Source organism: Cellulomonas terrae, from assembly GCF_007990265.1.
In the GTDB taxonomy this organism is placed as follows: Bacteria; Actinomycetota; Actinomycetes; order Actinomycetales; family Cellulomonadaceae; genus Cellulomonas; species Cellulomonas terrae.
In genome coordinates this window covers 21980-35585 of sequence record NZ_BJWH01000007.1, presented here as the reverse complement: position 1 = coordinate 35585, position 13606 = coordinate 21980, and the positions used below count along the sequence as shown (strand labels likewise).

Sequence of the window (13606 nt, the reverse complement as noted above, 5' to 3'; positions counted from 1 at the left end):
GAACCTGGTGGCATCGCCGGCCGGGCCCGTCAGGCTCGCGGTCACCCGGCACCGGCCCGCAAGCCGCCCCCGCGGTCGTGCATGCCCTCGTCGTGCCACGTGTCGTCGTCGACGCGGCGCCATCGCTCGTGCGGCTCAGCCGCGGGTGGCGGGTCTGCGAGCCAGTACGTCTCGTCCGGGCTCCAGCCCGCCAGGACGGAGCTGGTGTCCTCCCCGACCGGCACGGGTCGACCGGCAGTCGTGAGATAGCCGGTCACGGTCACGTGGACCGCGTCGAACTCGTCGGCCACGCGCACCCAGTCAGGGATCACCCACCGGTCGGCAGCACCGGTGGTGCGGAACCAGTCGTGACGCCGTGATGCGGTGACCTCGAGCGGGAAGCGGCGACACAGGCCGGACCACGCCTCCGCCCCGTCCACCTCGTAGACGCGCGCCTCCGCAGGCACGTCGACCGCTCGCACCGATGCCCGGTCCCAGCCGTAGGCGTCCTCGACCAACCACAGACCGACCGGCCCGTGCGCGCCGAGCCGACGCGTGGTCCGCGTCAGCTCGCGCGGCGGTGTGGACCACCACGTCCCGCTCCAGGCGGCACCGGGATCGGCAGGTCGTTCCCGCTGCGCCCTGGCCTCTTCCTCGAGCGTGCGGTCTCGCCAGCGCGACAGGATCACGGAGGCAGTCTCGTCCGAGGGCTGCACCGGCGACGCCGGGTCGTCGAAGACCACGCTCGCCTGCGCCGTGCGCTCGACCGGGGACACCCACCACGCGGCCCGTCCGGACGAAGCGACGGTGGCGGCGACCCGGGCGAGCGCGGCGCGCACCTGCGGGGTGGCAGCCAGCACGTCCTCGCCGTCGGGCTCCTGCCAGTACCGCGCGTTGTCGACCGCGGCCCGCAACCCGACCAGCAGGACGTCGGCGTCGAGCCCGTCCAGAGGTGTGGCGCTCAAGAGGCGTGCGACGTCCGCGGGCCTGGGGCTCGGGTCCGGCTCGTCCGGTTCGTCGGCCGACGCTCGCAGGATCACCCGAGCGGTGCCCGCACCCGGATCGAGGTGGTACGCCGCGACGAGGGCGGCACGGAGATACTCGTCCCCCTCCGGGGCGCCGGATGCACGAGCGAGGGCCGCCGCGATCTCCAGGCACAGACGTCGCCCACGGGGACCGACCATCACGTCGGCGCGCTCGATCACGGTCCCACCGTAGAGCCCGCCCGCTTCCGTCCCGGCCGTCGCGCGGACCCCGAAGGGCCGGGCAACCGCCCCTCGAAACGGTTCGGGTCGTTGTCAGGCCGGACACCGCACCGGAGGGTGCGTGTACATCTCGGCAGCCCTAGCCCTGGAGAGGGACCCATGACCCGCATCTCACCGCTCCGCCGACTGACCGCCGCCACGTCCACGCTCGCGCTCGCCGCCGCGACGCTCGTGGGCATCACCGTCCTGGCCACACCGGCGTCAGCCCACGGCGCAGTGACCGACCCCCCCACCCGCATCTACGGCTGCTGGGAACGGTGGAGCTCGGCCCACACCAACCCCGCGATGGCGACGCAGGACCCCGCGTGCTGGGCCGCGTGGCAGGCGAACCCCAACGCCATGTGGAACTGGAACGGCATCTTCAAGGAGGGCGCCGCGGGCCGCCACGAGCAGTCGGTCCCGGACGGCAAGCTCTGCTCCGCCGACAACCCCATCTACGCCGCCGCCGACGTCCCCGGCCCCTGGAAGACCATCGCGAAGCCGTACGACTTCCCGCTGACGCTGACCGACCCGTCGAACCACGGCGCGGACTACCTGAAGATCTACGTCACGAAGCAGGGCTACGACGCCACCACCGAGCGGCTCGCCTGGTCCGACCTGGAGCTCGTCAAGACGACCGGCCGGTACGCCCCGTCCAGCCCGTACGTCACCGACGTGAGCATCCCGCGCGACCGCACGGGCCACCACGTCCTCTTCACCATCTGGCAGGCCAGCCACCTGGACCAGCCGTACTACCAGTGCAGCGACATCCAGCTCGGCGGCGGGACCACGCCCACCCCGACCCCGACGCCCACACCGACTGCTACGCCGACGCCCACCGTGACCCCCACGGCGACCCCGACGCCGACGGCCACGCCGACGCCGACGCCGACCGGCGCTGGTGGATGCACCGCCAGCTACGCGAAGCACGGTGAGTGGGGCGGCGGCTTCAGCGGCGAGGTCAAGGTCACCGCGGGCACGGCCGCGATCACGGGCTGGCGGGTGTCCCTGACGTGGCCCGACGGCCAGCGCGTCACGAACATCTGGAACGCCGGTGCGACCTCCAGCGGGTCCACGACCACGGCGAGCAACCTGACCTACAACGGCCGCCTGGCAGCGAGCGCCAGCACGACCTTCGGGTTCAACGGGTCGTGGTCGGGCAGCAACGGCAGCCCGGCCCTCGCCTGCACGGCGCTCTGACGCCCGTCGGGCGGGTGTGACGACGGCACGAGGCCGACGGCACCGGGTGGGTTCCCGGTGCCGTCGGCCCTTGTGCTGCCTGGACGGCGTCGCCCGGGCGGGGCGGTCAGGAGGACGGAGCCCCCGTGACGTCCCAGTTGTGCGGGTTGGCGTTCTCGTAGTCGTTCAGGCTGTCGAACAGCGCGCTCTTGATCTTGCGCACGATCTCGATCTGCTGCGCGTTGCGACGTGCCCCGGGCGTCGCGATGGACTGCACGGTCGGCGCGACGAGCGCCGTCGCGACCGTCGAGTGCCCGCCACCGACCTGCACCTGGAGGTTCATCCACCCCGCACCCGTGTAGCCCTGCAGGTCGAGGTGCACGTGCCCGGGGATCAGCCCGCCCGCGCCACCCCACAGGTGCCCGTAGGTGAGCTGGTTGATGACCGCGACCGCACCGGCGTGCACGCCGGCACCGCCGATCGGCAGCGGGTTGTTCATGACCCCGCCCTGCGCTGTCTGGATCGCCATGGTCCGCTCCTTCCTCAGTGGGTGACGCCGGGGTTGGCGACCGCGGCACCGACGACGTACGCGGTCTTGAGGTTCTGCGGGACGGAGGTGACCTCCGGCGACGCACTGAACGTGATGGTGAACGAGCTGTTGTCCGTGCTGCTCGTCACCGTGCTGCCGTACGCGCCCTGCGAGAAGCTGCCGAGCTTGATGAAGCCGAACAGCGTGAGGTTGCCGCTGACCTTCTCGTCCCACGACTGCGCGAACGTGGCGTAGTCCGCGTGCTCGTAGGTGATGGTGATCGTCGGGAAGTTCGCGATGAGCAGGTTGGTGAGCACGCCGAAGTTGCCACCGTCCGCGACCGACCCGAGCCGGTACGGCGGGTCGGACAGGAACTGGAACCCGGTGACGTCCTGCCCGGAGTTCGCGACGGCCTGCGCGACCGGGTCGGTCGCGTAGAACCCGACGTTCGTCGCCTGCTGCCACGGCGTCGGCGCGAGCGGCACCATCGAGTAGCCCGCGTACACGATCGACACCGAGCACTCGGTGCTGGTGCCCGACGTCCGGGACATGTCGTAGGACGCGCTGGCCTCGGTGCTGAACTCCAGCCACGAGCCGACCGAGAAGCCGACCTGCCCGTCGACGTTCACGCCGAGCGTGTTGTCGCTCGACGACGTCGTCGTCAGGTCGATCTCGATGGTGCGGCCCGTGTTGGCGAGGTCGTTGTTGATCGACGCGACCGACGAGCCGACAGACCAGCCGACGTTCCACCCGAGCGTGGCGCCGCTGTTCGGGTCGAACGTCTGCATGCCGCCGTTCGTCGCGGTCGGGCCGGTGGTGTTGGCCTTGAGCTGCGCCAGCGTCCACGCGCCGTTGAGCAGCTGGTCCTGCAGGCCGTTCACCGGCTGCATGAGGTTGAGGTACACGGCGACGTCGGTGATGATCTGGTCCGCCGACGCCGGTGCCAGCGGCAGCAGGACCTTCAGGTTCCGTGCCGACGCCATCTGCGTGTACGTCAGCGGCTTCGCCGACCCGCTCCACTGCGAGCCGAGCACGTACCCGATCACGTAGTCCTGCTTGGTCGGCGCCCCCACCGCGGCGCGCTGCGCGTCGGTGATCGGGCCGTAGATCGTCTGGTAGTCGCTGACGATCGTGCCGGCCTGCACCGTCGCGTTGGACTGCGCGGCCGTCAGCTTGGCCTGGTCGGTGCTGCTCAGCTGGAAGACCAGGTCGTTGAGCAGCCCCACGTACGCGTTGGCGAAGCCGCCAGCCGGGGACAGCTGCACCGTCCCGTCGATGTCGCCCGGCTGGACGAGCACGTTGGCGTAGCCGTAGGTGCGGTCGTTGAAGACCTGGTTGGCGTTCTGCCAGTTCCACGCGAAGTCGCCCTGCGCCGGGTACTGCACCGGGTACAGCGTCGACTTGAAGGTGTTCTGCACGGCGGCCATCGCCTTGGACTGGAGGGCGGAGTAGAACTGCTCGCCCCCGGTGCTGTCGGTCATGAGTTGCTCCCCTGCTTGGTCGGACGTCGGGTACTGCGACGTCCACGCTGCCGGGGGGCGCGGCCGGGAACCTCGTCAGAATTGATGAAACTGCGGTCTCTGCCCGACCACGGCCGGCAGGTCGCACGCCCGGTGCGCCAGGGCGACCGCCGCGAGCTGGGACGAGACGTGGAGCTTGCTGAGGATCGACGCGATGTGGCTGCGCACCGTGGGCAGCGACACGCTGTGCGCCTCCGCGATGGCCGCCGCCGGGAGCCCGCGCAGCATCTCGACGAGCACGTCGACCTCACGGCGGGTCAGGGCCGCGAACAGGCGCGCGTCCCGCGCGTGCTGGCGCAGCCGGGCTGCGGCACCGGTCCGGTCGCCGCGGGCGCGCGGGTCCCGCAGCAGCAGGTCGACGCGCGCGACGACGTCCTGCACCGGCGCATCGGTGCACACCGCCGCAGCGGCGCCGCGGTCGATGCCGCGGGCCAGCAGCGCGGCATCCGACCGTCGCCCGAGGACGAGGACCGGTGCGTCGCCGACGTGGTGCGGCGGCGGCCCGCCCGGCAGGGCGCCCCGGGCCGCGACGAGCAGGACTCCCGCCGCGGTCGGCACGTGCCCCGACATCTGCAGGTCGGCCCAGGAGAGGGCGCGCGCGGTCCACCAGCCGACAGCCTGCACGCCCGCGGTGAGGGCACCACCCAGCACGCCGTCACCGCCGAGCACTGCCACGAAGTCACGATCCCCCCTCGCGCCCCCCACCTGCGACAACGTCGCCGACCGCCGCGCCGGAACGCGGACGGTGCGGACGACACGCCCGGAGCGGGCACGAGGGCTGCCCGGCAGGGCAGAACATCGACGACCTGACACGCCGTGCGCAGACGTGCCCGGGCGCCCGCAGCGACGCGAAACGAGTGAGGGGGCGGCCGTCACGGCCGCCCCCTCACCTCCCTGGCTCGGGATCAGGTGTAGAAGCCCCGCACCTCGCTACCGTGCCGGCCCACCCGCTGACCGTTGACGTGGACCCAGTCCCACACCTGCTCAGGTGGCCGATGAGGCGGACGGTCGACACGAGCACGTCGACGCACGGGCCTGTGCCCGACAGAGTGAGCGCTCCTCCAACTCGCGGTCGTCGTGACCGTGCGCCATGATCCGGGTGCTTCCGAAATATCGGACGTATCGGACACTCCGGCAGGCTCGCCGGACCCCCTCACCTTGGAGTGCCCATGCTTGCGCTCGTCGCTGCCGCGATCTTCGCCCTCGCCCTGCTCCTCGACCTCGTCGAGGCGAACCTCGGGGACGCTTTCACCCCTCAGACGCTGATGTTTGCCGGTCTGTTCTTCCTCGCGCTGCACCTGGGGGGCGTCGGCGGCGCGTCGCCGGTGAACGGCGGCTGGCGGGGGCGCGGGGGCAGCTCCCGCCGGCGGTAGGGGCTCGTACCACCCGCTCCCGTCATCGGGCCGGAATGCACCAAGAGGTCACGACGCGCTCCGCGCGTTCGTGGCCTCTTGGTCGCTGTCGACTACAGCCTGAGCACGACGTCCTTCGGGCAGTGGGCAGCTCGGCAGGACTGGCACACCCTGACGGCTTGACCTGACTGGCAGCCAGCCAGTCCACATCGGACCGAGGGGGCGGTGCCGCCGCCCTACTTCATCGAAGTCGAACCTGCGCCTGCTCAGACGGTGGGGACGGTTCCTCCGTCGATGACGTACTCGGCGCCGGCGATCGACGAGGCACGGTCCGAGACCAGGAAGCCGATGAGGTCCGCGATCTCCTGCGTCCTTGCGAACCTCCCGAGCGGTACTCCGCCGAGGGAGTCGAAGATCGTCTGCTCGGCCTCGTCTCGGGTCACCTTGTTGCCCTCGGCGAGCAGGTCGACGAAGTTCTGGTAGGCCCCGGTCTGGATCCCCCCGGGACTGACGGCGTTGACCCGCACGCCCTTGGGTGCCAGCTCGTTGGCGAGCCCCTTGCTGTACGTGCGCAACGCCGCCTTGGCCGACGCGTACGGCAGCGTCGCGTCGTGCAGCGGCATCTGACGCTGGATGGACGTGACGTGGATGACCACCCCCGAGCCGGCCTCGACCATTGCAGGGAGGAGGGCGCGATCCAGGCGGACCGCACCGAGGAGGTTGAGGTTTCAGCTCGGCGAGCCACTGCTCCTCGCTCGCTGCTGAGAACCCGCCGGGGGGAGTCGACGAGCCGCCGACGACGTGCACCAGGATGCCGAGGGGTCCGTGCTCTGCGAGCACGTCCGCGACGTCCTGTACACCGGCCGGTGTCGAGGTGTCGGCCGCGATGAAGCGGTCGGGGCGCTCGTAGGCATCGGGCATCGTTCGCGCGGTGGTCCACACGTCCGCGCCCATCTCGCGCAGCCGCTCCACCACGGCCTTCCCGGCTCCCTTGGACCCGCCTGTGACGAGTGCACGACGACCGTCGAGGCGGTCGCGATCTGACATGGACATGCCGCTTCTCCTTGAGACGTTGATCGGGTTCCTCTGGTGACGTGCTTGGCGGTCCGCGCCAGGTGCCGGGGCGAGCTTCCGACCCCTGCGGGCCGGGAGCTCGCCTGTCCCACGGCCACGGCTCCGAACCGCGGTCAGACGGTGATCTCGAGCTTCTGGATCACGCCGTCGACGAGGGTGAAGATCATGCGGAGGTCGACCTCCCCGCCGGGGAAGTTGCCTGAGAGGTGCGTGCCGACCTCCCACAGGTCGTCCGCCGGCCTTGAGATGGAGTTGAGCGTGGTCTCCACGTCGTAGTCCTGCGCCGACTTGTCGAAGAGCCTGAAGGTCTCCTCGCGACCCTGGAGCACCTCGCCGTTGTCGAGGACGGTGACGTCCTCCGGGAGGTAGGTCACCGCCGTGGCGAAGTCCTGGGCGACGTGGGCGCGCAGGTAGTTCGCCACGACCTCAGAAAGCTGGTCCCACGCGAATGCGGTCTTGTCGTTCATGGTGCTGTTCCTCTCACTGGTGGTTGCTGCGGGACCGAGCGGTCCGAGCAGGTTCCGACGACCCGGGCGTGTGTGTCCGGCGTCGACGCTCTGGGGGCATGACGACCAGCACTGACGGCCGAGCGCGTCGCGCGCTGGCCCAGCGTCCGGCCTATGGCCTGCGGCGGAGTCCGGGGACTAGGACTCCAGGTCGTGGTGGGTCAGGTGTCCACGTGGTCAGGCGTGTCGCTCATCGGGGCTCCATGAGGCTGTGGCGAGGTTGACCACCGTGCCCCGGCGATCGACGTCGAGGGGTGTGGACTCCTCCAAGAAGCGCTTCCGGACGTACTCGGTCGCGGCCCCGTACGGCCTTCCGCCGGCGTCGACGACCCGCCACCACGGGATGTCGTGGCCGCCGTCGTGCAGCACCCGTCCGACCGCACGGGCGCCCGTCCCGGCCACGCGAGCGACTGCGCCGTAGGTCATGACGCGTCCTTCCGGTATCGAGTCGACGACCTCGACCACGCGATCGGTGACGCTATCCATCACTCGCTCCGGCTGCGTGCTCCGGACTCGTCCGCTGCGCCGTGTCCAGCCCGGCCGGCTCGAGGATGAAGGGCGTCTGCTCGGATTGCACACCGTTGGCCTGCACCGTCACGAAGTGCTCGCCGGCGTAGTAGGCCCGCGTGGTGATCGGACGCAGCGAATGGGTCTTCGTCACGACGACGCTCTCCCCGGGTGCGAGGCGACGCGACGTCAGCTTGAAGGTCGTGGGACTGGTCGTGCCGTTGGCCCGTCGGAACCCGATGGAGTAGTCGATCGCCACCCGGGCTTCCGGCTCCCCGTTGTTCGTCACGGTCGCGCTGAAGGACAGCGATCCGTTCCAGGCGACTGACCGTGCAGACAGTCTCGGACGGCCGACATCGAGGTCCATGCCGGTGAAGCCCACGAGTGCGAGCGCCGCCGGGTCGGCCTTCTTGACCAAGGTGCGCAGACCGTGCCGGAGCACCCATGGTGTGTGGCTGTCCGGGCGGCCGGCCCACTGTGCCGCCCGACGCGTCACGACTCCGGGGTCCACCCGGCTCAGGTCGTTGAGGTGGTTCGCGACCGAGCGCCGGACGTACTCGCTGTCGTCCCTGTAGAGGGTGTCGAGGATGGCGCCGGTCGCCCCGGGGTGGCTGATCAGCCACGGCACGCGCCGCCCCCAGGGCAGGTAGGCCCGGGACCCTTCCGACGCCAGTCGCCGGACGTGCTCGTCCGAGTGCGTCGTCCACGTCCGCATGATCTGCAGGCCACGCTCCGGCCGAGCGGCGAGGAGGTCGCGCACAGCGAACTCGCTGCTGAGCCTGACGGTGAGCTCGGCCAACAACGCCATGGCCGTGTCGAAGTCGTGCTCCGAGCCACTGTCGAGCCCGCGTCGCGCCACCCACTCGGACGCCGGCCAGATCATCCAGCCCGTGAAGTCCGCCTGCTCCAGGAGGCCGCGAGCGATCTGCTCGGTCGTCGTGAAGTCGTCGGGGAGGTCGTCCAGCATCGCGTCGCGGACCAGGTCGACGCGCTCCCTCAGCTTTCGACCGACCACGGCGCTCTCCGCTTCCTCGAGCGCACGACCGTGCGCGGCTGCGGGTACCCCGCCAAGAGCTCTGCGCAGCCTGCGCACGAGTACGGGGTCGATCAGTTCGTCCATGGTTCCCATGGCTGCTCCTGGGTCGTGGCCGGCGCGGGGCTCCGGGTTCCCGCGCCGGCCTGGTCTGACTGGTCTGCCGCCAGCGCGGCCGGCCTGCCACTGCGTGGGTCACAGGGCGGTGGAGGCCTTCTCCGCCGCGGTGGCGATGACGTCGGCGACGGTCTGGGCCTGGGTGAGGTAGACCGCGTGACTGCCCTCGACGGTCGTGATGGTGGCGCCCGCGCGCTCGGCCATGTGGCGGAGCATCGCCTGGTCGAAGGCCTTGTCCTCGGCGCCGTAGACGGCCCAGCTCGGCCGGGTGTGCCATGCGGCCTCGGTGACGGGCTGGGCGAAGACGGCCAGGTTGACCGGGACCTGGGTGTCGCGCATGAACGCCGCCTCGGCGTCGTCGACATCGGCGGCGAAGCCCGTCTGGAACGCGTCGCGGTTCAGGAACCCGAAGCCGTCCTCGCCGACGTCGATGACGAACTCCGGGGTGGCCGCGAACCCTTCGTACTGCTGTCCCGACGTCTGGCCGCTGTCGGGGATGAGGGCGGCGACGTAGACCAGCCCGGCGACACGGTCGTGGGTGCCGACCTCGGTGATGACGGTGCCACCCCACGAGTGCCCGACGAGGATCGTGGGGCCGTCCTGCTGGTCCAGGACCCGGCGGGTCGCGGCGACGTCGTCCTCGAACGAGGTGAGCGGGTTCTGCACCACGCTGACGCGGTAGCCCCGAGCGGTGAGGAGGTCGTAGACCCCCCGCCAGCCCGAGCCGTCGGCGAAGGCGCCGTGCACGAGCACGATGTTGCGGACGCCGTTGACGGTCGAAGCGGTGCTGTTCATGTTCTTCTCCTTTGCGACAGTGGGTGACGAGAAGGACGCTAGCAGAAGTACTGTCCTGTGGGACAGTACTTCTGGAAGTTCTTGTGCGCCGTACGAGACGTGGAGGATGTGGAACGTGAAGTCAGAGCGAGCTACAACACAGGGCAGGGCACGCACGGCGGACGACTTCCCCTACCGGTCGGAGCTCCTGGCACACCTCAGCGCGCTGATCCTCCTGTGGGACACGCCCGCCATCCAGGGGCAGATCCTGGCCAAGACCGGTGAGACGCTCGACCAAGCCGATCACCAAGCTCTCCGCCACCTCCTGGCCTGGGGGTCGATGCGACCCACTGCTCTCGCCGAGGTATTGGGCACGGGGGCCTCGCACGTCAGCAAGATCGTCCGACGCCTGGAGGCCGACGGCCTCGTGCAGCGTTCGGCGGACCCGAGGGACGGTCGCGCGACCCTCATCAGCCTGACTGCAAGCGGGAAGGAGGCCGCGCGCGGCGTGTACGCGCTTGGTGACCGGATGATCGCGGAGGTCCTCGAGAACTGGTCCCCGGCCGATGTCGAGGCCTACACCGCACTGACGGCGAGATTCGTGCGCGACGCGATCGCCTCAGCCGACCGCATGCTCGAACGCGGACTGCTGCCCTCCCGCTGACGCCCGCGAACGCCCCGCGTTCGGCCGGGAAAGGGTCAGGCGGCAGGGGCCGCCCGCAAATCGCTGCGACAGCAGCAGGTTTGTCATGGGGGGTCGCGGACAGCAGAGGACCCCAGGACGTCGGCCCCGGGGTCCTCTGGTCATGCTGTCAGGCGCCGGACGGCGTCGACCGGCGTCTCGCACTGATGGCGAGGTTGATCGCCCACATCAGCGGGCCGACATACGGCAAGAGGACCACGATGCCCGTCCAGTACACCTTCACGCCTGTACCCGTCTCGGAAGACCGCCAGATGGAGATGAGCGCCGCAATCATCGCCGCCAGGTAGCTGACGACAATCACCAGGTGGGTGTACGACACGTTCACGAACATCGCTACCTCCGCGTAGGCGATTCGGGACTGCTACTGCCAGATCGAACCCTGGGCGGAGACGTTCAGGCTGGCCGTCTCGACCCAGGAGACGGGCACGGCCTCGTGGAGAGTCGAGAACCGCCACTTGGCGTAGAAGTTGCGCTCGTACACGCCTCCGCTGTCGGCGCACTCGACCAGGGAGACGGCCAGGGCGACCGCGTACTCGTCGACGCACTTGTGCGAGCCGCGGACGCCGCAGTAGGAGGCCTAAACCCAGGCCCGCACACGGTCGTAGTAGTAGTACGTGCCGTACTGCGTCTCCATGTCAGCGCCGTTGATCTGCTCCTGCCTGTACGCCTTGGTTGGTGCCTGGTGGCCCCAACTGCCTCGCCGGTGTTCAGCCGGCACCGCGAAGGTGGTTGGTGCTAGCTACGAAAACGTATCTGCACGATTGCGGAAACGAGGCTGCTGTCGAGATGCACCGCAGATTGGCCGAACGCCGAGCGTTGAACTCTGACCACCCGGTGCTGTCGTTTCACTGGCGGTGGCTGGGTCTGCCGGCTCGCAGCGCAAGTGGTCGATCGAGGTCCAACCTGGTCAACTCACCCTAGAGATCCGGCGCGTCGATGACGGGCGTGTTCACGCCGTCGTAGACGGGGAGGATGTACGTCTCGACCTCTGCGTCCGTCATGGCACGGACGCTTGTTGCGAGCGCTGCGATGTCCGCAGCGGTGGCTGACGACGATCCGCCAGCTTGGGCGACAGTGAATTCGTCGGCCGCCTTGATCGCAACGGCTCGCCCGCCGTCGATGTACGCCACGCCGGTCCCGTCCGCCCTTGTCCAGACCGCGCCCGTCCTGATGCACCAGTCGGCTGGAGCGCCGTCGCCGGGCCGGCCGATGTACGCGCACAGGGTGGTGTCCTCCGACTCCTCGACGGGCGCAAGGACCAATGCCGTGGCGACCGCGCCGACGTCGTTGACCATCCACGTCATCGCGTCCCAACCAGTCGCTCGGATCTTGGGGTTGCGCCACCCGGGCGACTCGGCGAGAACAGGGAACGCGCGCTGGTCGAGGAAGTGCTCGGTGACCTGCTGCCGCGCCTCCGCGTTCTGCCGCTGGGTCTCCGCCTCGGCCCGGGCGTGCTCGACAGCGGCCCTTTCGCCCGACGTCGGCAGGACAAGCACGAGTGCGACGAGTGTGGCGGCGGCGGCAACTCCTGCGCCACGAAGTGGCCACGGTCCGAGGAACAGCCCCAGCGTGACGGCTGAGAGCACGCAGAGGAGCAGGTGAGCTGTCGGGTTGATGTCGCCAAACAGGGAGAGAGCGCCGCTCTGGTACCCGTACACCCCGGCGACGGCCAGCACGATACTGACAGTGATCGCCCCCATCGTGTGGGAACCACCGGTGAGGTGCTTCGATACTCCGATGATCGCGATCGGGAGCGCCACCAGCGCGATGGGGATCCCGATGAGTATCACCGGGCCCCAGAACATCGTGAGCAGGAGAAGGTGCAAGACCACATAGTCGGTCACCACCATGATCGCCGCGGTGGCGGCGATCACGCCGAGGTTCCGGACGATCGAGACGGTCGGCACCGCTGGGCTCTCAACAGTCGCGGTCGCCTCTGCCACGGATCCAGTAGAGCACGTGCGGGCGACGCGCCTGGAAACACCGGCGACCGCCTGACCAGGAGATCCGCCGCCGCGCCGACGTCGTCGGACCGCAACGCGGTGAGCCCCTGGCCGGCGCGGAGCGGGCGATCGTGTCGCGGCCGCACATCGTGGTCAACGCCGAGACGGTCACGCTGATCGACTGGGAGTCCGCTGGACCGGTCGACCCCCTCGTCGGCTCGCCCAGCTGTGCTGGCTCAACGCCCAGCTCCACGACGACGACATCGCCGCCCGTCAGCGCCTCGGCAGCCACCAGGAACGAGCTCGACACCTACGCCTGATCGTCGACGGATACGAGCTCGACCGGCGATCTCGTGGCGGGCTCGTCACGACCATGATCGAACTCGCTATCGCCGACGCCGCCTACGAGGCCCGCTCCGTCGAGCCCGAACACGAGGCTGGACCTTTGTGGGACGTCGCCTGGCGAGCTCGAGCGGCCGCATGGATGTTGCGGAGCCGGTCGGCGCTCGAGCACGCACTGACCTAAGGACTCGCGGCGACGAACGGCGCCGCAGCGATGGCTGCTGCTGCGCGGAGCCGAAACGGGAAAAATCGGGTAGTCAGACTATCCGGGCCGTTTAGTCAAACTATGTTGCATCTCGTGTCGAGATGCAGGAGAGATTGACCGAGCTCGAGCGTCCTACTTTGATCGCCCAACGGTCTCGGCTGGTCAGCAGTCAATGTGCAGCCGGCTCGCTGGGCGCCCGGCTCGGCGGCTCGCTAGACCCGTCGTCGTGGTTTTCGGCTGCAGGTCGTCACTTCGTCGCTACGCTCACACGGTGCCGCAGCGACGTCGCGCCGTTCTTCTACTCGTTTCGGGCCTGCTGCTGGTCGCCGTCGGCGTTTCAGTGCTTGCTCTGATACCGACCACAGACGTCGGCTGGTTCGCGTACGCCCCCCTGTCCCAAGAGACCTTCACGCCGCGGGGGACCTTCCTGCGGCCATCTCACCTCGCGGGAGCAGCGCTGCTCGTTCTTGGGTTGATTGGGTCAAGTTGGGCGGCCGGCTTCCTGGCTGGCACGCGGGTCCGGCCACAGGCGTAGCGATCCACTCCGCCCGATGCGCGCTGCTGGCAGCACGCGGTGGCGGCGTCGGGACGAAGCCGAG

The 13606-nt window shown here is 69.8% G+C and carries 13 protein-coding genes and 2 pseudogenes; 3 read left to right on the top strand and 12 right to left on the bottom strand.

The features are described from left to right. Window positions 1-41: 41 nt before the first annotated feature. Complete coding sequence (locus CTE05_RS08475) at window positions 42-1184, bottom strand: hypothetical protein (RefSeq protein WP_146845694.1); 1143 nt, start codon at window positions 1182-1184, stop codon at window positions 42-44. A gap of 159 nt (window positions 1185-1343) precedes the next feature. Between CTE05_RS08475 and CTE05_RS08470 the strand changes: the two genes are divergently transcribed. Beyond that, complete coding sequence (locus tag CTE05_RS08470) at window positions 1344-2423, top strand: lytic polysaccharide monooxygenase (protein ID WP_146845693.1); 1080 nt, start codon at window positions 1344-1346, stop codon at window positions 2421-2423. A gap of 106 nt (window positions 2424-2529) precedes the next feature. On the opposite strand, the gene CTE05_RS08465 is transcribed toward CTE05_RS08470, so the two are convergent. The 3 genes from CTE05_RS08465 to CTE05_RS08455 all read right to left on the bottom strand — a co-directional run bounded on the left by CTE05_RS08465 (window position 2530) and on the right by CTE05_RS08455 (window position 5126). Then, entirely contained in the window at window positions 2530-2931 is a 402-nt protein-coding gene (locus CTE05_RS08465) for a hypothetical protein (RefSeq protein WP_146845692.1), read from the bottom strand. Between the two features lie 14 nt (window positions 2932-2945). Next, window positions 2946-4412, bottom strand: coding sequence for a hypothetical protein (locus CTE05_RS08460; protein WP_146845691.1), 1467 nt, complete (start codon window positions 4410-4412; stop codon window positions 2946-2948). 75 nt (window positions 4413-4487) lie between these two features. Continuing rightward, complete coding sequence (locus CTE05_RS08455; protein ID WP_146845690.1) at window positions 4488-5126, bottom strand: response regulator transcription factor; 639 nt, start codon at window positions 5124-5126, stop codon at window positions 4488-4490. 494 nt (window positions 5127-5620) lie between these two features. On the opposite strand from CTE05_RS08455, the gene CTE05_RS08450 reads away from it, so the two are divergent. After that, window positions 5621-5824 carry a hypothetical protein gene (locus tag CTE05_RS08450; RefSeq protein ID WP_146845689.1) on the top strand — a complete coding sequence of 68 codons (204 nt, stop codon included), beginning with the start codon at window positions 5621-5623 and terminating at the stop codon, window positions 5822-5824. Window positions 5825-6069: 245 nt separating this feature from the next. Here the strand turns inward: CTE05_RS08450 and CTE05_RS20725 are convergent. The 6 genes and pseudogenes from CTE05_RS20725 to CTE05_RS08425 form a co-directional block, all read right to left on the bottom strand. After that, window positions 6070-6519: pseudogene (locus CTE05_RS20725) on the bottom strand (SDR family oxidoreductase); the annotation flags it as partial. Between the two features lie 34 nt (window positions 6520-6553). After that, window positions 6554-6850 (bottom strand): annotated as a pseudogene (locus CTE05_RS20825) (SDR family NAD(P)-dependent oxidoreductase); the annotation flags it as partial. Between the two features lie 140 nt (window positions 6851-6990). Continuing rightward, window positions 6991-7344 (bottom strand): hypothetical protein, encoded by a 354-nt coding sequence (locus tag CTE05_RS08440; protein ID WP_146845688.1) that lies wholly within the window; start codon window positions 7342-7344, stop codon window positions 6991-6993. Between the two features lie 216 nt (window positions 7345-7560). Beyond that, complete coding sequence (locus tag CTE05_RS08435) at window positions 7561-7848, bottom strand: MGMT family protein (protein WP_246123442.1); 288 nt, start codon at window positions 7846-7848, stop codon at window positions 7561-7563. A gap of 13 nt (window positions 7849-7861) precedes the next feature. Continuing rightward, window positions 7862-9010 carry a DNA alkylation repair protein gene (locus CTE05_RS08430; protein WP_186814795.1) on the bottom strand — a complete coding sequence of 383 codons (1149 nt, stop codon included), beginning with the start codon at window positions 9008-9010 and terminating at the stop codon, window positions 7862-7864. A gap of 108 nt (window positions 9011-9118) precedes the next feature. Next, the gene (locus CTE05_RS08425) at window positions 9119-9835 is read right to left on the bottom strand and encodes an alpha/beta fold hydrolase (protein WP_146845686.1); all 717 of its coding nucleotides are present in this window, start codon (window positions 9833-9835) and stop codon (window positions 9119-9121) included. A gap of 106 nt (window positions 9836-9941) precedes the next feature. On the opposite strand from CTE05_RS08425, the gene CTE05_RS08420 reads away from it, so the two are divergent. Continuing rightward, on the top strand, window positions 9942-10478 hold the full coding sequence (locus tag CTE05_RS08420) for a MarR family winged helix-turn-helix transcriptional regulator (RefSeq protein ID WP_186814794.1): 537 nt from the start codon (window positions 9942-9944) through the stop codon (window positions 10476-10478). 148 nt (window positions 10479-10626) lie between these two features. Here the strand turns inward: CTE05_RS08420 and CTE05_RS08415 are convergent, their stop codons facing one another. After that, complete coding sequence (locus CTE05_RS08415) at window positions 10627-10848, bottom strand: PLDc N-terminal domain-containing protein (RefSeq protein WP_222595439.1); 222 nt, start codon at window positions 10846-10848, stop codon at window positions 10627-10629. A 586-nt stretch (window positions 10849-11434) separates the two neighbouring features. Continuing rightward, window positions 11435-12460 carry a hypothetical protein gene (locus CTE05_RS08410; RefSeq protein ID WP_146845684.1) on the bottom strand — a complete coding sequence of 342 codons (1026 nt, stop codon included), beginning with the start codon at window positions 12458-12460 and terminating at the stop codon, window positions 11435-11437. Window positions 12461-13606: the final 1146 nt, after the last annotated feature.

Excerpts from the sequence above, each read along its gene's own strand:
- CTE05_RS08460 (WP_146845691.1), bottom strand. The coding sequence starts at position 4,412 with ATGACCGACAGCACCGGGGGCGAGCAGTTCTACTCCGCCCTCCAGTCC.
- CTE05_RS08450 (WP_146845689.1), top strand. The coding sequence starts at position 5,621 with ATGCTTGCGCTCGTCGCTGCCGCGATCTTCGCCCTCGCCCTGCTCCTC.
- CTE05_RS08470 (WP_146845693.1), top strand. The coding sequence starts at position 1,344 with ATGACCCGCATCTCACCGCTCCGCCGACTGACCGCCGCCACGTCCACG.
- CTE05_RS08425 (WP_146845686.1), bottom strand. The coding sequence starts at position 9,835 with ATGAACAGCACCGCTTCGACCGTCAACGGCGTCCGCAACATCGTGCTC.
- CTE05_RS08440 (WP_146845688.1), bottom strand. The coding sequence starts at position 7,344 with ATGAACGACAAGACCGCATTCGCGTGGGACCAGCTTTCTGAGGTCGTG.
- CTE05_RS08430 (WP_186814795.1), bottom strand. The coding sequence starts at position 9,010 with ATGGACGAACTGATCGACCCCGTACTCGTGCGCAGGCTGCGCAGAGCT.
- CTE05_RS08420 (WP_186814794.1), top strand. The coding sequence starts at position 9,942 with ATGTGGAACGTGAAGTCAGAGCGAGCTACAACACAGGGCAGGGCACGC.
- CTE05_RS08415 (WP_222595439.1), bottom strand. The coding sequence starts at position 10,848 with ATGTTCGTGAACGTGTCGTACACCCACCTGGTGATTGTCGTCAGCTAC.
- CTE05_RS08465 (WP_146845692.1), bottom strand. The coding sequence starts at position 2,931 with ATGGCGATCCAGACAGCGCAGGGCGGGGTCATGAACAACCCGCTGCCG.